This is a genomic window from Basfia succiniciproducens, from assembly GCF_011455875.1.
In the GTDB taxonomy this organism is placed as follows: Bacteria; Pseudomonadota; Gammaproteobacteria; order Enterobacterales; family Pasteurellaceae; genus Basfia; species Basfia succiniciproducens.
Genome location: NZ_CP015031.1, coordinates 57,678 through 76,990 on the forward strand (window position 1 = coordinate 57,678; position 19,313 = coordinate 76,990).

The 19,313-nt window shown below is 42.4% G+C and carries 15 protein-coding genes and 6 tRNA genes; 12 read left to right on the plus strand and 9 right to left on the minus strand.

The features are described from left to right. Positions 1–53: 53 nt before the first annotated feature. From A4G13_RS00320 to A4G13_RS00340, 5 genes are all read right to left on the minus strand, one after another. Positions 54–845 carry a glycosyltransferase family 32 protein gene (locus A4G13_RS00320; RefSeq protein ID WP_090655935.1) on the minus strand — a complete coding sequence of 264 codons (792 nt, stop codon included), beginning with the start codon at positions 843–845 and terminating at the stop codon, positions 54–56. Between the two features lie 142 nt (positions 846–987). After that, positions 988–1,063 (minus strand) — tRNA-Val (locus tag A4G13_RS00325). 100 nt (positions 1,064–1,163) lie between these two features. Then, a tRNA-Val gene (locus A4G13_RS00330) sits at positions 1,164–1,239 on the minus strand. A 39-nt stretch (positions 1,240–1,278) separates the two neighbouring features. Beyond that, a tRNA-Val gene (locus A4G13_RS00335) sits at positions 1,279–1,354 on the minus strand. 38 nt (positions 1,355–1,392) lie between these two features. Continuing rightward, a tRNA-Val gene (locus A4G13_RS00340) sits at positions 1,393–1,468 on the minus strand. Between the two features lie 194 nt (positions 1,469–1,662). On the opposite strand from A4G13_RS00340, the gene gltX reads away from it, so the two are divergent. From gltX to A4G13_RS00365, 5 genes are all read left to right on the plus strand, one after another. Next, on the plus strand, positions 1,663–3,105 hold the full coding sequence (gene gltX, locus A4G13_RS00345) for a glutamate--tRNA ligase (protein WP_090655938.1): 1,443 nt from the start codon (positions 1,663–1,665) through the stop codon (positions 3,103–3,105). A 79-nt stretch (positions 3,106–3,184) separates the two neighbouring features. After that, positions 3,185–3,260: transfer RNA gene (locus tag A4G13_RS00350), tRNA-Ala, on the plus strand. Positions 3,261–3,600: 340 nt separating this feature from the next. After that, complete coding sequence (pnp, locus tag A4G13_RS00355) at positions 3,601–5,715, plus strand: polyribonucleotide nucleotidyltransferase (RefSeq protein WP_090655941.1); 2,115 nt, start codon at positions 3,601–3,603, stop codon at positions 5,713–5,715. 179 nt (positions 5,716–5,894) lie between these two features. Further along, positions 5,895–6,869 (plus strand): lipoprotein NlpI, encoded by a 975-nt coding sequence (gene nlpI / locus A4G13_RS00360; protein WP_011199673.1) that lies wholly within the window; start codon positions 5,895–5,897, stop codon positions 6,867–6,869. A gap of 84 nt (positions 6,870–6,953) precedes the next feature. After that, entirely contained in the window at positions 6,954–8,795 is a 1,842-nt protein-coding gene (locus A4G13_RS00365; protein ID WP_090655944.1) for a DEAD/DEAH box helicase, read from the plus strand. A gap of 159 nt (positions 8,796–8,954) precedes the next feature. Here A4G13_RS00365 and dauA read toward each other — a convergent pair whose 3' ends face one another. Further along, entirely contained in the window at positions 8,955–10,709 is a 1,755-nt protein-coding gene (dauA, locus tag A4G13_RS00370) for a C4-dicarboxylic acid transporter DauA (protein WP_041639543.1), read from the minus strand. Between the two features lie 181 nt (positions 10,710–10,890). Here dauA and A4G13_RS00375 point away from each other — a divergent pair. The 7 genes from A4G13_RS00375 to hemB all read left to right on the plus strand — a co-directional run bounded on the left by A4G13_RS00375 (position 10,891) and on the right by hemB (position 16,163). Then, a tRNA-Ser gene (locus A4G13_RS00375) sits at positions 10,891–10,980 on the plus strand. A 314-nt stretch (positions 10,981–11,294) separates the two neighbouring features. After that, the gene (locus tag A4G13_RS00380) at positions 11,295–11,996 is read left to right on the plus strand and encodes a 7-cyano-7-deazaguanine/7-aminomethyl-7-deazaguanine transporter (RefSeq protein WP_011199677.1); all 702 of its coding nucleotides are present in this window, start codon (positions 11,295–11,297) and stop codon (positions 11,994–11,996) included. Between the two features lie 25 nt (positions 11,997–12,021). Continuing rightward, entirely contained in the window at positions 12,022–13,329 is a 1,308-nt protein-coding gene (locus A4G13_RS00385; RefSeq protein WP_011199678.1) for an MFS transporter, read from the plus strand. A gap of 102 nt (positions 13,330–13,431) precedes the next feature. Then, positions 13,432–13,659, plus strand: coding sequence for a Sec-independent protein translocase subunit TatA (gene tatA, locus A4G13_RS00390; RefSeq protein ID WP_090655947.1), 228 nt, complete (start codon positions 13,432–13,434; stop codon positions 13,657–13,659). A 3-nt stretch (positions 13,660–13,662) separates the two neighbouring features. Further along, the gene (gene tatB / locus A4G13_RS00395; protein ID WP_090655950.1) at positions 13,663–14,277 is read left to right on the plus strand and encodes a Sec-independent protein translocase protein TatB; all 615 of its coding nucleotides are present in this window, start codon (positions 13,663–13,665) and stop codon (positions 14,275–14,277) included. A gap of 18 nt (positions 14,278–14,295) precedes the next feature. Next, positions 14,296–15,066: a twin-arginine translocase subunit TatC gene (tatC, locus tag A4G13_RS00400; RefSeq protein WP_011199681.1), complete on the plus strand. Its 771-nt coding sequence runs from the start codon at positions 14,296–14,298 to the stop codon at positions 15,064–15,066. 74 nt (positions 15,067–15,140) lie between these two features. Next, positions 15,141–16,163, plus strand: coding sequence for a porphobilinogen synthase (gene hemB, locus A4G13_RS00405; protein ID WP_011199682.1), 1,023 nt, complete (start codon positions 15,141–15,143; stop codon positions 16,161–16,163). A 174-nt stretch (positions 16,164–16,337) separates the two neighbouring features. On the opposite strand, the gene A4G13_RS00410 is transcribed toward hemB, so the two are convergent. The 3 genes from A4G13_RS00410 to epmB form a co-directional block, all read right to left on the minus strand. Continuing rightward, positions 16,338–16,781: an MliC family protein gene (locus A4G13_RS00410; protein WP_090655953.1), complete on the minus strand. Its 444-nt coding sequence runs from the start codon at positions 16,779–16,781 to the stop codon at positions 16,338–16,340. A gap of 12 nt (positions 16,782–16,793) precedes the next feature. Continuing rightward, the gene (gene oapA, locus A4G13_RS00415; protein WP_041639546.1) at positions 16,794–18,062 is read right to left on the minus strand and encodes an opacity-associated protein OapA; all 1,269 of its coding nucleotides are present in this window, start codon (positions 18,060–18,062) and stop codon (positions 16,794–16,796) included. Positions 18,063–18,285: 223 nt separating this feature from the next. Next, positions 18,286–19,296: an EF-P beta-lysylation protein EpmB gene (epmB, locus tag A4G13_RS00420; RefSeq protein WP_090655955.1), complete on the minus strand. Its 1,011-nt coding sequence runs from the start codon at positions 19,294–19,296 to the stop codon at positions 18,286–18,288. Between the last annotated feature and the right edge of the window lie 17 nt (positions 19,297–19,313).

Consider the following 19,313-nt stretch of genomic DNA (forward strand, 5'->3'; position numbering starts at 1 on the left):
TTATAGTTGAAAATTGTGATTTCGTTTAAAAAACGCCCCTAATCACAAGTTAACTATTTTTTTAGCAAATCTTCATTTTTTGTGTGATTCCATTTACCTTTCTTTTTATCCATGTACTGGAAATATTCATTGGTAAAGGTTCCTTGCGCACAGGTAAATTTATCGCGACGTGAATTTACATTTTTACCTTTTAACGCCATATTTAACGTAGTAGGGCCCGTTAAAGTGAATACGCCGCCGTCAATTTTTCGTTGCTCGATATTATTTACAATAATATCTAACGTATCTTTCAGAAATCGATTACCTTTGGTGCTTGCCAGGAAAAAGTTAGTGTATTTATCCCGACGCGTAATCACCACTTCCGTATCATTTTCATCAATGATATCAGCGAGGCACCAAACTAAGTGTCCGTCAATATCCATATAGACGCCGCCTTCGTTATATAATGTGAAAATCCGCCAAAAGTCGGCTTGCGCCGCACCATCGGTTAATTTGCTGTAAGCCTCATAAACCCGGGTGTCGGCATTTGCTTTAATATATTCTTCACGTGCTTCCGTGCTTACGTAACGATATTCATAGCTCCAGGATAAAGCCCTGTTTACCAAATAGTTGCAATACACCGGTAGGGTAACTTTGTTACTGTAGTTAGTTTGCCAAATAGTTTTGTTGATTTTACTCTGCTTATTTGACGGACGGAACGCGGGACTGAATTCAGGAATCGTAAAGCGTTTTTTGGGAAAAATCGCATGAAACGGATAACTGAGAATTTTAATGATGTTACCAAGTAACCGTAGTACGCCATTGGACAAAAAAATAAGCGGTTTGTATTTAATTGGTTTATTCATTAGCTCACCAAAGACAAAAAATTTTTATCTACTTTACCATTTCTTCCGTAAGAAGAAAATTAACCTGACAAAAAAGAATAGGTCGAATAGATAATATTTATACAGGCTAGTAAGTTTAAAGATATCAATAACGGAAAAGAAGTGGTGGGCGATACCGGTCTCGAACCAGTGACCCCCTCCTTGTAAGGGAGGTGCTCTCCCAACTGAGCTAATCGCCCTGCGATTTTGACTTTTGTCGCGTTACATTATCCGATATTGGCGATTTGATAATGAATTGTACATAAATGTCAAAATTAGTAGGTCATTTTAAATCAAAAGTGGTGGGCGATACCGGTCTCGAACCAGTGACCCCCTCCTTGTAAGGGAGGTGCTCTCCCAACTGAGCTAATCGCCCACTTGAGATTTAAAATCTTGGGTACTTAAACTAAAAGAGTGGTGGGCGATACCGGTCTCGAACCAGTGACCCCCTCCTTGTAAGGGAGGTGCTCTCCCAACTGAGCTAATCGCCCTCGTCAGTTTAAGCATACAACACGAAACACTTGGAAAGTGGTGGGCGATACCGGTCTCGAACCAGTGACCCCCTCCTTGTAAGGGAGGTGCTCTCCCAACTGAGCTAATCGCCCGTGTTGTGGGTTGGCATTATAAATATTATCTGTTTTCAGTCAACCCATTTTTACAAAAAAATGCGTAATTGTTGTAAAAATAGTCATAAAAAGCCCTTTTGTGTTAATAATTGCAAAAACTTTCCTTACAAGAATCAGGAAACTCGTAGTACAATACGGACAATTTTGTGATATCCAAATTTAAGGTTATAGAAATGGAATTAAAAGCATTATTTAATTTAGATCCCAATGTGAAAGTGCGTACTCGTTTTGCGCCGAGCCCGACGGGGTATTTGCACGTAGGCGGCGCCCGTACCGCACTTTATTCATGGTTATATGCGAAACACAATGACGGGGAATTTGTATTGCGTATCGAAGATACGGATTTAGAGCGTTCCACACCGGAAGCCACAGCCGCAATTTTAGAAGCGATGGAATGGCTTAATCTGACTTGGGAACATGGTCCGTATTTCCAGACCAAACGTTTCGACCGTTATAACGAGGTGATCGATCAAATGATAGAACAGGGCCTCGCTTATCGCTGTTATTGTTCGAAAGAACGTTTGGAAGAATTGCGTCATCAGCAAGAAGCGAACAAAGAAAAACCGCGTTATGACCGCCATTGTTTACATGATCACGAGCATAGCCCGGATGAGCCTCATGTGGTGCGTTTCAAAAATCCGCAGGAAGGTTCCGTGGTGTTTGAAGATGCGGTGCGCGGCCGTATTGAAATCAGCAATCATGAATTGGACGACCTGATCATTCGCCGTAGCGACGGTTCGCCGACCTACAATTTCTGTGTGGTGGTGGATGACTGGGATATGGGTATTACCCATGTGGTGCGCGGGGAAGATCACATTAACAACACGCCCCGCCAAATCAATATATTAAAAGCATTAGGCGCGCCTATTCCGGTTTACGCCCATGTTTCCATGATTAACGGTGATGACGGTCAGAAATTGTCTAAACGTCACGGTGCGGTAAGCGTTATGCAATATCGTGACGAAGGTTATTTGCCGGAAGCCTTATTAAACTATTTAGTGCGTTTAGGTTGGGGACACGGCGACCAGGAAATCTTCACGTTGGAAGAAATGATCAAATTATTCGAACTTGAACACGTGAGCAAATCCGCCAGTGCTTTCAATACGGAAAAATTGTTATGGTTGAACCAACATTATATCCGCGAATTACCGGCGGAATATGTGGCGCAACATTTAGCCTGGCAATATCAGGAGCAAGGCATTGATACCTCAAAGGGTCCCGCTTTAACCGAAATCGTATCAATGTTGGGCGAACGTTGTAAAACCTTAAAAGAAATGGCCGCATCGAGCCGTTATTTCTTTGAAGAATTTGACGGATTTGACGAAGCGGCGGCGAAAAAACATCTCAAAGCGGCAGCTGTCGAACCCTTAGAAAAAGTAAAAGAAAAATTGACCGCACTTTCCGGTTGGGATGCTCATTCGGCCCATGAAGCCATTGAACAAACGGCCGCCGAATTAGAAGTGGGGATGGGCAAAGTAGGTATGCCGTTGCGCGTTGCGGTGACCGGTGCCGGTCAATCGCCTTCAATGGACGTTACCCTTGCGGGCATCGGCCGTGAGCGCGTGCTTGCCCGAATCCAAAAGGCAATTGACTTTATTAAGGCAAAAAACGCTTAATATTTAACCTGTTGATTCAATCTTTTTGATTAGTTGTTGACAGCAAGTGCGGCAAGTTATTATGATACTTGCCGCATACGGGGATATAGCTCAGTTGGGAGAGCGCTTGAATGGCATTCAAGAGGTCGTCGGTTCGATCCCGATTATCTCCACCAAATTTAAAGCCTTGAATTTATTTCAAGGCTTTTTTGTTTTTGTGTGTTACGTTCAAAATTCCGTAAAAATTAACCGCACTTTTATCGTGCAAAAGTGCGGTTGAAAAATGCGAAATTTTGCAATTATTTCTTTATTCTCCGAATTAGTTTATCTTATAGGTCGGTTATTGAGTAAAATTATTACCAATAAACGAAAAACCCTTGTATAATACGTCAGTTTTGTTTTCCGTTTTAGCGTGCGGCTATCAAAAGTGATTTTTATCAATGATAAAGATTATTTTTGCTAGTCGCAATTTGGAAAATAAAGCAGAATAACTTATTAATATAAAAGGAAAAAATAGTGAATCCAATTGTAAAACAATTTAAATACGGTCAACACACCGTAACATTGGAAACCGGAGCTATTGCCCGTCAGGCAACGGCAGCCGTAATGGCAAGTATGGACGATACTACGGTATTTGTTTCCGTGGTGGCAAAAAAAGATGTAAAAGAAGGTCAGGATTTCTTCCCGTTAACCGTAGATTATCAAGAACGTACTTATGCGGCAGGTAAAATCCCGGGTGGTTTCTTTAAACGTGAAGGTCGTCCTTCCGAAGGCGAAACGTTAATCGCGCGTTTAATCGACCGTCCGATTCGTCCGTTGTTCCCTGAAGGTTTCTTAAACGAAATTCAAATCATTGCGACAGTAGTGTCTGTCAATCCGCAGATCAGTCCTGATTTAGTGGCGATGATCGGCGCTTCAGCGGCACTTTCATTATCCGGCGTGCCTTTCAACGGTCCTATCGGTGCGGCACGTGTCGGTTTCATTAACGATCAATTCGTGTTAAACCCAACCATGGCGGAACAAAAACAAAGCCGTTTGGATTTAGTGGTTGCGGGTACGGACAAAGCTGTGTTAATGGTGGAATCCGAAGCGGATATTTTAACTGAAGAGCAAATGTTGTCTGCGGTGGTGTTCGGTCATCAACAGCAACAGGTTGTGGTTGAAGCCATTAAAGAATTTGTGGCGGAAGCGGGTAAACCGCGCTGGGACTGGGTTGCTCCGGAACCGGATTCAGCATTAATCAGCAAAGTGAAAGCAATCGCCGAAAACCGTTTGGGTGACGCATACCGTATCACTGAAAAACAAGTGCGTTACGAACAAATCGACGCCATTAAAGCGGATGTGATTGCACAAATCACAGCGGAAGATGAAGAAGTTAGCGAAGGCAAAATCGTTGATATTTTCACCGCACTTGAAAGCCAAATCGTGCGCGGACGTATCATTGCCGGCGAACCGCGTATCGACGGTCGTACCGTTGACACGGTGCGCGCCTTAGACATTTGCACCGGCGTGTTGCCGCGCACCCACGGTTCGGCAATTTTTACCCGTGGTGAAACCCAATCATTAGCGGTGGTTACCTTAGGTACGGAACGCGATGCGCAAATTCTTGATGAATTAACGGGCGAACGCCAGGATACTTTCTTATTCCACTACAATTTCCCTCCGTATTCTGTAGGTGAAACGGGTCGTGTCGGTTCGCCGAAACGTCGTGAGATCGGTCACGGTCGTTTAGCTAAACGTGGTGTGGCTGCTGTAATGCCAAGCATCAGCGAATTCCCGTATGTGGTTCGCGTAGTGTCTGAAATCACCGAATCAAACGGTTCTTCATCAATGGCGTCTGTTTGCGGCGCATCATTGGCGTTGATGGATGCCGGTGTGCCGGTTAAATCCGCCGTAGCGGGTATCGCCATGGGCTTGGTGAAAGAAGACGATAAATTTGTGGTGCTTTCCGACATTTTAGGTGACGAAGACCATTTAGGCGATATGGACTTCAAAGTAGCGGGTACCCGTACCGGTGTGACTGCACTTCAAATGGATATTAAAATCGAAGGTATTACGCCGGAAATTATGCAAATTGCTTTGAACCAGGCGAAAAGTGCGCGTATGCACATTTTAGGTGTAATGGAACAAGCGATTTCGGCGCCACGTGCGGAAATTTCCGAATTCGCACCGCGTATTTACACCATGAAAATCGATCCGAAGAAAATCAAAGACGTGATTGGTAAAGGTGGTGCGACAATTCGTGCGTTAACCGAAGAAACCGGTACCTCTATCGATATTGATGATGACGGTACGGTGAAAATCGCCGCTGTTGACGGCAATGCGGTGAAAACCGTGATGGCGCGGATTGAAGACATTATCGCCGAAGTGGAAGCGGGCTCGGTTTACACCGGTAAAGTGACCCGTCTTGCGGATTTCGGCGCTTTCGTGGCTATCGTTGGCAACAAAGAAGGATTAGTTCATATTTCTCAAATTGCGGAAGAACGCGTTGAGAAAGTAAGTGATTATCTTCAAGTCGGTCAAGAAGTTCAGGTTAAAGTGGTGGAAATCGATCGTCAGGGTCGTATCCGTTTAACTATGAGAGACCTTGGTTCAAAAGAAGAATCTCAAGAACAATCTGTTGAACAATAGTAATTCTAAAGTTAATAAATAACCGGAGTTAACCGGTTATTTATCCTTTGTGAGATGTAGGTAAATTTTACCGACATAAAAATTTGTATTTTTCTACCGCACTTTTATTATTTATTATAAAGTGCGGTCATAAATTTAACATTTTTATCTCACTTTTGTCTGGCTAGGGCTTATCGGCAATGATACAACTGAAAAAGTTGTTTAACTTCGTAGTATTCTTACCCGGTTTATTTTTTGCATTTGCATTATCCGGCTGTGTTAATGGCGCGGATGATGTTTTTGTGTCTAAAAATAAAATTATCCTCGGTGAACAATACCCAAATGTGCATTTTGATCAGGAAGTGATGATTGTGCGCATTAGTCAAATGCTGATTATCGGACAATTAAGTAAAAATGAGCGAGCGGATCTTTATTTTGAACGGGGAGTACTATATGATAGCCTCGGTTTATGGGGGCTTGCCCGTTATGATTTTACTCAAGCCTTAGCATTGCAGCCGAGATCGCCTGCAATTTATAATTATTTAGGTCTATATTTGTTGTTGGATGAAGATTACGACAGTGCATTAGAAGCGTTTAATGCGGTGTTGGAATTAGATCCGAATTATGATTATACCTATTTAAACCGTGGTTTAGATTTCTATTATATGGAACGTTACAACCTTGCTCAGCAGGATTTATTAAAATTCTACGAAGCAAAAAAAGACGATCCTTATCGCGCGTTATGGTTATATATTAACGAATTGAAATTCAAACCAAATGAGGCAACACAAAATTTGGCTCGGAGAGCGAAAGATCTTTCCACCGAATACTGGGGAACCTATATTGTTCAGTATTACCTGAACGAGATTTCTGTTAAAGACCTTTTAGACAAAGCGAAAGTTTTTGTTGATCCGCAGTCTTCGCAATATGCGGAAATTTTAACAGAAACTTACTTTTATCTAGCAAAACAAAAACTCAATGCAGGCCATGCGGAAGAAGCGGAAACGTTGTTTAAATTAGCCATGGCGAATCAGGTGTATAACTTTGTTGAGTATCGTTTTGCTTTGTTTGAGCTCGCTAAATTAAAGACAAATAGCGAACAAACGGAACAAGCTGTTGTACAAAGAGTGAAAACAACTCAGGCGCCGAATTCGAAGGAATTAGATGCCGAGTAATTTACATACTCATTTTTTCTCAACAAATTTTATATACACAAAGAAAGCATTGAGCTTTCCTTACTTACTATTCGAGTATTTTTAATGACTGAAACTAAAATCACTTTTGGGGATTTAGGCCTGCCTGAATTCATTCTTTCTGCTGTTTCCGACATGGGGTTTGAAACGCCTTCACCAATTCAACAAGCATGTATTCCGCATTTATTAAACGGTCGTGACGTGTTAGGTATGGCGCAAACCGGTAGCGGTAAAACGGCGGCATTCTCACTTCCATTGTTAGCGCAAATTGATATAGAAGAAAAACATCCGCAAATGCTGGTGATGGCGCCAACCCGTGAGCTTGCAATTCAGGTAGCGGAAGCTTGTGAACTATTTACTAAAAATGCAAAAGGTGTTCACATTGCGACACTTTATGGCGGTCAACGCTATGACATCCAATTACGCGCATTACGCCAGGGCGCACAGGTTGTAGTCGGAACACCGGGCCGTATTTTAGATCATATCCGCCGCGGCACCTTAAATCTTTCCGAGTTAAAGTTCATCGTATTGGATGAAGCGGACGAAATGCTGCGTATGGGCTTTATTGATGATGTGGAAACCGTGATGGCGGAATTGCCGGCACAACATCAAACCGCGCTTTTCTCGGCAACCATGCCGGAACCGATTCGCCGTATAACCAAACGTTTTATGACGGATCCGCAAGAGGTAAAAATTCAATCTACTCAACGCACTAATCCGGATATTGCGCAAAGTTGTTGGTATGTGCGCGGTTATCGTAAAAATGAAGCCTTGTTGCGTTTTCTTGAAGTGGAAGATTTTGATGGAGCCATTATCTTTACCCGCACTAAGACCGGTACTTTAGACGTTACCGAACTATTGGAAAAACACGGTTTCCGTGCCGCCGCATTAAACGGCGATATGACTCAGCAACTGCGCGAACAGACTTTAGATCGCCTACGTAACGGTAGCCTGGATATTTTAGTGGCGACAGACGTTGCCGCTCGCGGTTTGGACGTTGAACGTATTAGTTTGGTGGTAAATTATGATATTCCGTTAGATGCGGAATCTTACGTTCACCGCATCGGTCGTACCGGTCGCGCGGGTCGTTCCGGTAGCGCAATTTTGTTTGTAGAGCCGCGCGAACGCCGTTTGTTAAGTAATATCGAACGTTTAATGAAAAAACCGATTGAAGAAGTGGACGTACCGAATCACGAAGCGTTACAGGCTCGCCGTCGTGAAAAATTCAAAGCGAAAATTACCAAACAATTGGAACATCATGATTTAGAACAATATCGTTTATTATTAGAAGGTCTGTTTACTCCGGATCAGGATCAGGAAGACATTGCGGCCGCAATGTTGATGTTATTACAAGGCAAACAGAAATTAATTCTTCCGCCTGAGCCGCCGATGGAAAAACGCGGTCGCCGCGAACGTGATGATCGTCGCGGAGAGCGAGGTGATCGTCGTGAACGTCGTCCGGAAGAGCGCCGCGGTTACGGCAATCCTCAACCGATGGATTTATACCGTATTGAAGTCGGTCGTGCGGACGGTGTTGATGTTCGTCATATTGTCGGTGCGATTGCCAACGAAGGCGATATTAACAGCCGTAATATCGGTCATATTAAACTTTATGATGAATATTCAACGGTAGAATTACCACAAGGTATGCCGAAAGAATTATTACAGGTTTTCGGTAAGGCTCGTGTGTTAAATAAACAAATGCGTATGACATTTGTAAGTGAAGCCGGTGAAACCGTAGGTCGTGAACGTCATGAAGGTCGCCGTAATGATCGTCGTGATAACGGTTTTAGACGTGAAGAACGTCGCTTTAATGACAGAGGAAACCGCGCTTTTAATGAGCGGGCGCCTCGCAGAGAGTTCAGAGAACGTAATGATCGCAGAGACCGTAGGGATCGTCGCAGTTAATAGCTGACAACAAATAAAGGAGCCAAGGCTCCTTTATTTGTGTTTGACGGCAAATTATTTGTCAGGACGAGTAAAAAACTTTCGGATTTTTGACCGCACTTTTAACAGATTAAAATTTTCAGCAAGCATAAAGGCGCTTAATTAAGCGCCTAAACTTGTTTACTCTTCAGATTTTTTATCTTCCGCTTCAACCAAACGAATTTTATTATAGGTTTCTTTTAAGTCGGTGCTGAAATTAATTTTCTGAATTTCTGTCAGCATATTTGATTTTACAATCATACGTAGCGGCTGGAATTGCATATTACACATATATAGCTCCTGGTGCGGAAGCATATGCTGAACAAATCTCGTTAAGGCATGAATTCCCCCGGCATCCAAAACCGTTACCGCACTGCATTGCAGTACAATATGTCTGATTTCATGATCCGTATGCACGGTTTTTTCATGTAAATCGGCGAATAAATTATCCGCGGCGGCGAAGAATAACGGACCGCTGATACGATAAACCAATACGTCGTCCAAATCTTCAGGATGTGCGATTTCAAAGGATTTAGTCATTTCCGCAATAGTACGGATAAATAACAAGCTGGCTAATAGCACGCCCACGCTAATGGCGATAACCATATCGAAAATAACGGTTAATACTAAACAGGTCGTTAAAACGGCAATTTCATTTCTACCGGAACGACGGGCTAAATGGATAATTTGCGGTACGTTTGCCATATTCCATGCCACCATCAACAACAATGCCGCCATTGAGGATAGGGGGAGATAGGACAGTGCGCCGGCAAAAAACAGTAAAGCGAACAGTACTAATAAGGCGTGCACGATACTTGCAATCGGCGATTGTCCGCCGGCTTTTACGTTAGCCGCAGAGCGGGCGATAGCCGCAGTTGCGGTGATACCGCCTAAAAACGGTGCGGCAATATTACCTAAGCCTTGTGCTAATAATTCGTTATTGGAATGGTGTTTGGTGTCCGTCATATTATCCAATACGACCGCGCATAATAAAGACTCAATCGCCCCTAAAACCGCCATGGAGAATGCCGCCGGCAATATATTTTGGATGATAGCGAAGTTCCATTCAATCACTTCGCCTTGGGCGTTAGGTATGTTCCAAGGTAAGGCAAATTGCGGTAATACGCTCGGGATACCATGACCGGTGGAGCCGTCCGGTAAGGTATATTCAAAAGCGGAACCGATACTGGCAACATGATAACCGAAGTGAATTAATACTAAGGATAATAAGGTACCGATAATTACCGCCGGTAAATGACCGGGAACCGGCAAACGTAATTTATGCCAGTTAATCAGCACTAATAAAGTTACGATACCGACCATAGCATCCGCCCAGTTAATTGTCGGTAAGGCGGTAATAATAGCCTGAACTTTGCCGATATAATGCTCCGGCATTTTATCTATGGTTAAGCCGAAAAAATCTTTAATTTGCAGTGTGCCGATAGTGATACCGATACCGCAGGTAAAGCCAAGAGTCACCGGCAACGGAATGTATTCAATTAACCGCCCCAAACGGAATAACGCCATAATGACCAAAATAATACCTGATAATAAGGTTGCCATTAATAAGCCGCTAAGACCGAACTGCTGGGTAACCGGATAGAGAATTACCACAAAAGCCGCAGTCGGACCCGAAATATTAAAACGGGAACCGCCCGCCAGCGCAATAATAATCCCAGCTACGATAGCGGTATAAAGGCCGTGCTGCGGCGGTACGCCACTTGCAATTGCCAATGCCATTGAAAGCGGAATGGCAATTACGCCGACGGTTAAACCCGCAATAATATCTTTAACTAATTTTTGTGTTGTATAGCCTTCACGGAAGCTATCTTTTAAAGCACTAAAAGGTCTGACCGCAAGAAAGACGTTTTTAGTGATAAACCATTTTTTTAACATAGAAATCCGAATATAAATTGAACAAAATGAAAGGCATCTGTAAAAAAACAGACGAACTTGCACATTTTACTCCTATTTTGGTTATATATTAATAAGCTAGCTCAATAAAAAACAAAAAAAACTTGACGAAGGGACAATAAATTCTTATAGTTCTGCCACCTGTTATTCAACAGCCCAAAACGGTGAGATGTCCGAGTGGTTGAAGGAGCACGCCTGGAAAGCGTGTATGTGCGAAAGTGCATCGGGGGTTCGAATCCCCCTCTCACCGCCATTCAAATTTTCTGCTTTAATTTCTTCTGAATTTTTCAAATATTTTAGGCGATAATGTGGCCGTTTATAAAAGATAAACAGCTTCTGTTGTTCCGTATTTAGAAATTTTTAAAAAACCGACCGCACTTTTCTATTCGTATATCGATAATTCGATTATTAGAATTTTTCATAAAAATTAAAAAATCCTTTCATTTGATTTATAGTTGCATAATTTTCTATATTAAGTATTATTTCGCGCTCGTATTGCATTAGCTTTAGATAATGTAATGTTTTTAGTTTGGGTTCCCTCCCCCCAATTTCCAAAAAGGTATTTCAATGAAAACATCTCTTAGTATCTTTAATGATCAACAAAAACGACGCGCGTTAATTTTAATCAGTTTATTTCATATTTTAATTATTGCCGCAAGTAACTATTTAGTGCAGGTTCCGTTTGAAATTCATTTGCCTTTCACCGCATTAGGTGCAAAAGAAAATTTTAGTTTTCACAGTACTTGGGGGACGATTACTTTTCCTTTTGTGTTTTTGGCGACGGATTTGACAGTTCGGATTTTCGGCGCGAAAGAGGCGCGTTGGATTGTATTTGCCGTTATGTTTCCGGCGTTAATCATCAGTTATGTGATTTCAACCTTATTTTCCGACGGACAATATCAAAATATGTCGGCGCTGATGACCTTTAATAGCTTTGTATTCCGTATTGCGTTGGCGAGCTTCTGTGCTTATGCCTTTGGGCAATTACTTGATGTTTTTGTATTCAATCGTTTACGACGGTTAAAAACCTGGTGGATTGCGCCTTCGAGTTCTATGACTTTCGGCTCGTTAGCGGATACTTTCTTATTTTTTGCAGTGGCTTTTTATCAGTCTTCCGATCCGTTTATGGCGGAACATTGGGTCGAACTCGGGTTTGTGGATTATCTATTTAAATTATTTGTCGGCATTGTGCTGTTTGTACCTGCTTACGGCGTCGCCCTGAATTTTATCTTACGTAATGTGTTGGGGATAACACCGCAACACAGTTAAACTGAAAACTATAGAAGGAACCATCATGAATTTGAGAGAACATATTGATAATAATCCAATGTCTGCATACCAATGGACTGTTGTAATCATTGCGGCGATTATGAATTTACTTGATGGTTTCGATGTTTTAGCGCTGGCTTTTACTGCAACGGCAATTCGCGGAGATTTAGGTTTAAGCGGTGCCGAATTGGGCTACTTATTCAGTGCCGGTTTATTGGGGATGGCTGCAGGTTCCTTATTTTTAGCGCCTTTAGCGGATAAAATAGGACGTCGCCCGTTATTATTGATTTCAGTCACTTTATCGGCGCTGGGAATGTTAGGTTCCGCTTATAGTGCGAGCTACGGCGCATTAGGTTTTTGGCGTCTGATTACCGGCTTAGGAGTCGGCGGGATTTTGGTGGGAACAAACGTTCTGACCAGCGAATATTCCTCGCGTAAATGGCGTAGTCTGGCAATTAGTATTTATGCTTCGGGATTCGGTATCGGCGCCGTACTTGGCGGTATGTTTGCGGTGGTTTTACAGGAAGAATACAGTTGGCATGCGGTGTTTTTGGCGGGCTTTATTCTAACCGCCGTCTGTTTAATTGTGTTACTTATCTGGCTGCCCGAATCCATTGATTTCTTAATGACCCAACAGCCGCGCAATGCGCAGATCCGTTTAAATAAGATTACCAAAAAGATGGGATTGAAAGGGCAATGGACATTACCGGAAAAAGTTCTTGCTTCAGCAAGTAAATTGCCGCTTACGCAGTTGTTTAACAAAAATTATCGAAAATCCACCGCACTTATCTGGATCGCGTTTTTCGCTATCATGTTCTGTTATTACTTCGTCAGTTCATGGACACCGGCTTTACTAAAAGAGGCGGGCATGACGACGGAACAAAGCGTGAGTGTCGGCATGATGGTCTCGCTGGGCGGCACTTGCGGTTCCCTGCTTTACGGTTTACTGGCGAGCCGTTGGAAAGCAAAACAAATGTTAGTGCAATTTACCGTATTATCGGCTTTTTCAGTGATTATCTTTATTCTGTCTTCATCAATCCTGTGGTTGGCAATGCTGTTCGGTATTCTTGTAGGCGGCTTTATGAACGGCTGTATTAGCGGGCTTTATACGTTAAATCCAAGTATTTATGCCGCTAATATCCGCAGCACAGGAGTGGGTTGGTCTATTGGTGTAGGGCGTATCGGGGCGATTCTTGCTCCCCTTGCCGCCGGTGTTTTATTGGATTACGGCTGGGACAAACAAAGCCTGTATATAGGTGTCGGTTTCGTGCTGTTAATCGCCGCAATTGCTTTATCCCTATTGCGGATCAAAACAACATTAGTTAAATGTTAAAATCTGTAAAATAATCCCTGTTGGCTATTGTTCAACAGGAATAAACGCGGTATATTCACCCTCGTTTTATTATTCTATTATCCAATCTAAGAGGGAAAATCCATGGGCGGCATTAGCATTTGGCAATTACTTATTATTGTTGCAATTATTGTTTTACTTTTCGGTACTAAAAAATTACGTACTTTAGGTACGGATTTGGGCGAATCGGTAAAAGGCTTCAAAAAAGCAATGAATGAAGATGATCCGAAAGATGCCGAATTCAAATCTTTAAATAAAGATGAATCCGCAACTGCCGGCTCTGAAAAAGTAAAAGACAAAGAGCAGGCTTAATCCGTGTTTGACATCGGTTTTTCTGAATTACTTCTTATTTTTATTGTGGGCTTAGTGGTACTAGGCCCTCAACGTCTTCCTGTTGCGATTAGAACTGTAATGGGCTGGGTTCGTACTATTCGCGGATTAGCCGCGAATGTACAAAACGAGCTGGCTCAGGAGCTAAAATTACAGGAATTACAGGAAAGTATTAAAAAGGCGGAAAACCTCAATTTAAAAAATCTTTCGCCGGATCTCGCAAAAACGGTGGAAGAGTTAAAGGCTTCCGCTGAAAAAATGAAAGCGGATTTAGATAAAGCGGCGGCTGAAACCAACACGACGATTGATGAGCAAATTCAAATTCTGCGTGAAGAAAATGCGCAGACTCAGTCTAATGACGTAGCAACATCGGATACCGTTGAAAAAAGCATTGCTGACGAATTCTCAATAAAAAATGATGAAAATCCTACCGCACTTTCTTCTGTCGTTTCTTCCGTGGACAGTATTCAAAACGGACAATCCGATTTGGAACTTGATGCGCAGGCGGAAGTGGATCGCCAGCTAGCGGCAATGATGGATAAATATGCGCCGCCGGATGATGTTGCCGAGAACCCAATTTCTACAGAAAAAACTAGTTAAAGCAAGTAAGAGAACAATATGAGCAGCGTTGAAGAGTCTCAACCCTTAATTACCCATTTAGTTGAATTACGTAATCGTTTATTACGTTCAATTATGTTCGTATTAATTGTATTTTGCGGTTTAGTTTATTTTTCAAACGATATTTATCATTTAATCGCTACGCCTTTATTAGAACAAATGCCGCAAGGCTCCACAATGATTGCAACCAATGTTGCCGCGCCCTTTTTTACCCCAATCAAATTAACCGGTATTGCCGCCGTATTTTTGTCGGTGCCTTATATTTTGTATCAGGTTTGGGCGTTTGTGGCGCCGGCTTTGTATCAACATGAAAAACGGTTGATTTATCCGTTATTGTTTTCCAGCACCGTGCTGTTTTATACGGGCGTTGCCTTTGCTTATTATGTTGTATTTCCAATCGTATTTGGTTTTTTAACAAAAACCGCACCGGACGGCGTTGCCATCGCAACGGATATCAGCAGCTATCTTGATTTTGTTCTGACGTTATTTTTAGCTTTCGGTATTTGTTTTGAAGTGCCGGTCGCCATTATTCTATTATGCTGGACAGGGGTGACAACGCCTGAAGATTTGAAAGAAAAACGCCCTTATATTATTGTGGCGGCTTTTATTATCGGTATGTTATTAACGCCGCCGGATATTTTTTCTCAAACATTGCTTGCCGTACCTATGTGTTTATTGTTTGAAATCGGGCTTTTATTTGCAAGATTCTATCGCCCGAAAGAGGATGAAACTGATAACGGCAGTTCGGAATTAACCAAACATAAAGAATAATCTCCATTCATTAGGCGCCGTTATGTTCGTGCCTGTTCATCTGTAAATTAAACGGAAAGACAAAAGGAAATATTATGACCCAGCAAATTTTCACCGGATTCCCGGCCCGTCGTTTACGTCGTTTACGCAAACATGATTTTAGCCGTCGATTAGTGGCGGAAAACGCGCTTACCGCCGATGATCTTATCTATCCCGTTTTCGTTATTGAAGGCGAAAACCGTAGAGAACCTGTTCCTTCAATGCCGGGCGTGGAACGTTTAACTATTGATCAATTATTAGTTGAAGCCGGTTTATTGGTGAAATATGGCGTGCCGGTTATCGCATTATTTCCGGTTGTCGGCGCCGAACGCAAATCTTTGATGGCGGAAGAAGCTTATAATACCGATGGTTTGGCACAACGAGCGGTACGCGCATTAAAAGCCGCTTATCCGCAATTAGGGGTGATGACAGATGTTGCATTGGATCCTTTTACCACCCACGGGCAAGACGGTATTATTGACGAAACCGGCTATGTGGTAAATGAAATCACTACGGAGGTGTTGGTAAAACAGGCTCTTTCGCACGCGCAAGCCGGTGCCGATATTGTGGCTCCGAGTGATATGATGGACGGTCGTATCGGTAAAATCCGTGAGGCGTTGGAAGCTGAAGGCTTTATCAATACGCAGATTATGGCGTATTCGGCAAAATATGCATCGAATTTCTATGGTCCCTTCCGTGATGCAGTGGCGTCTGCAGGTAATTTAAAAGGCGGAGATAAGAAAACCTATCAGGTTGATCCTGCCAATAGCGACGAAGGTTTACAGGAAGTTGCCCTAGATCTGCAGGAAGGTGCGGATATGGTTATGGTTAAACCCGGCATGCCTTATTTAGATATGGTTTATCGTGTAAAGGATTATTTCGGGGTGCCGACTTTCGCTTATCAGGTTTCCGGTGAATATGCCATGATGATGGCGGCTATTCAAAACGGCTGGTTAAAAGAAAAAGAATGTATTATGGAAAGTCTGCTTTGCTTTAAACGGGCAGGCGCAGACGGAATTTTGACTTATTTTGCCAAACAAGTGGCGGAATGGCTTTATTTGGAAGGCAAAAATAAATAATTCCATTACCATTAAATGGAATAGAGCGGACTATGCCGTTTATTAATTTATAAAAGTGCGGTCAAAAATTTTGAATTTTTCACCGCACTTTTTGTTTGTTATGCTCATAAAGTAAAACAGACGAATTTTAAAGAAAAAAGCATCTCAAACTCAAGATGCTTTTTAAATGACTAATTATTTATTAGTATCTTTTTCTAAGGCTTCTAACGGAGAAGCTTTTTGTATAATACATTGTTCCGCCAATACCTTGCCGACGCTGGTGGTCAGCATATTGGCATCGCCGCGTTCGAACCAATGCCAGTGAATATTGGTGTAGCTATTACCGCTTTCAGAGACCGTTGAAGTTAGCTTTTGTGTCACATTATTGAAAGTCAGGTTAATAACCGAACCTGATTTTTGGCGTTTTTTGCTCTTATTACCCGTATTAATATTACGAACTATTCTTACTTCCTTGTCATCCTTACAACGATATAATGTTGCCGTCCCTTTTTGTGTGGTTTTATCCATTACCGCCGTTTTTACCGCCGGTTTGGCTGTAGAAGGCAATGGAAGAACAGAAACCGAATTGCTACAAGCGGTCATCAGTAACATTGTGGAAAGTAAGAGTAGCGTTTTCAAAATGTGGCTCCGTTATTTACTGTATTGGTATGTCCCGTCAGCCTGGCGAGTAAAGGTTGCGCCGTTTGCCAACCGCATGGTTTTAACACGGCCTTGCGCATTTAAAGAAACCTGTACTTTATCACCCGGTTTGAAGTTGCTTAACGCACCGCCGGCACCGTTTGCTTTAGTCATTGCATTTACGTCGGAAATATTCAGATTGTTGTCACGGAATACTTGCATTAATGATGTTCCTTGCGGAATGACCAATGTTTTTGAAGCACTGCCGGCAGCGGAAACCGTAGCCGGTTTTGCGTCGGTGACGGATGGTTTTTTCGGCGCCGGTTTAACCGGTTTGTTTTCTGCCACGCTTACCTTTTCAGTGGCTTTGGTTTTTTCTGCCGGTTTAGCTTTAACCTGTTCAACGGCTCTTGGTTTTTCCGTTGCTTTAGGCGTGTCGACAGCCTTAACTTTTTCTATCGGTTTTGCTTGTTCTGCAACCTTTGTTGTATCCGTAGTTTCAGCTTTCGCCGCTTCCGTAGCGACGGATTCGGATTGTAGGTTTGGTGTTGTCGGCGCAGGCGCTGATAAGGCGTTTTCCGCCGTTGCATTTGCCTGTTCGACAGCTTCGGTTGTCGGCGCCGTATTGTTTACATCAACATTTTCAATTGCTTGACTTTGATCCAGCGGCTGGAATTCGATCGGTAAATTTTTGTTATTATCCGTTTGAAAATCTTCTACCGTATCGGAACTCGGTTTTAACCAAAGTAATGCGAGTAATAAAATGACGACACAAATTAATGCGATCGCTAAACGGCGATGTTTTCTTGGTAATTTTTGCATTACCGCCCAATCTTCAGGTTTTTTCATCTTGCTTTTAACCTCGGTATCTGTTGTATCTTTTGATGAAGTTTCCACTTGAGGTTCCGCTTGAACATCTTGAGCGTTAAAGGATTCCGCAGAAGTATTAATATCCGAATTCATATTTTCAATGGACGCGCTGGTTGCACTTGTGGCTGTTGCGCTAACGGTTTTCACCTTTTCTGCGATAGTGCTTTCCGTAGTATTTTCAATTTTTGCATTATCTGCGGATTCGCCGAAAGTCGGTTCTTTGCGCACAGCGAAATGATTGGGTTCCACCGCTTCTTTTTTGGCAAAAATGCTTTTTGCTTTGTTAAATAATGACGGTTCCGGCTTTACCACTTTTTTCGGCGTGATGGGTTCAACTTGATTAAAACCTAAATCCAACTCATTTTGTGACGGTTTTTCTGAAGATGGATTATTTTCGGGCGTTCTTTCCACGATATACCTCAATGCTAAACTTATTGTAACTGTTGCACAGGAAAGTGCGGTCACAAAAATCAATATTTTTGTGTGTCGGTTATCCGACAAAACTTTCAGGATTATATCCTTGCTTGTTTTATTACCAAAATCAATTGGAATTATAAATGGCAAAAAACCTCTCTATTTTATAGGAAGTTTGAGCCTTTGCCTAGGATAAAAACAATTCTTATCCCGTTTAAAATTAACCGCCGTAAAGGGTCTTATTCGGTTCGTGAGCGATTTCCCGCGCCAGTTTAGGCACTAAATAACCCGAAGTCAGGCTTTGTAGTTCCCGGTAAATTTCAACGGCTCTTTGATCCGGAACATAAAAATGGCTCGCGCCTTCAACTTTATCCAGCAAATGCAGGTAATAAGGTAAAATACCGGTCCGGAATAATTTATCCGATAAGTTTTTCAGGGTTTGTGCGTTGTCGTTAATATTTTTTAGCAGTACGGATTGATTTAACAGTACTACGCCGGCATTTTTTAATTTATTTAATGCCCGTGTTAATTGTTCGTCAATTTCATTGCCGTGATTGATATGGGTTACCAGCACCGTATTGAGGCGGCTTTCCGTAAGAATTTTGCAGAACGCACCGGTAATGCGTTGCGGAATAACCACGGGCAATCTGGTATGAATACGCAAGCGTTGTAAATGCGGTATCTTTTCCAGTTTTTTTATTAACCAATCCAATTCGTGATCTTTTGCCATAAGCGGATCTCCGCCGGAAAAAATCACTTCTTCAATTTGCGGGTTTGCCGAGATATAATCCAACGCTTTTTGCCAGTTGGTTTTATTGCCCTGATTGTCGGCATAGGGAAAATGACGGCGGAAACAATAACGGCAGTTAATGGCGCAACCGCCTTTTACCATGAGTAATAAACGGTTTTTATATTTGTGCAGAATATTCGGTGCGACGACTTGTTGTTCTTCAAGAGGATCTTTTGAAAAACCGTCTACAGTTAGAAATTCGTCGGCAGAGCTCATCGCTTGCAGAAATAAAGGATCCTGTGCATTACCGGCTTCCATTTTTCGTACAAAGGGCAATGGTACGCGCATGGCGAATAATTTGCGCGCATGAATATCTTTTTCAAATTTATCAATAGGTAAGGAGAGAGTTTTCAGTAAAACTTCCGGATCGGAAATGGAATTTGCAAGAATTTCTAACCAATTCTCTTCTCTAACTGGGTTATTTTGAGTTAAAATACGCACTTTAAAAAAACAGCTCT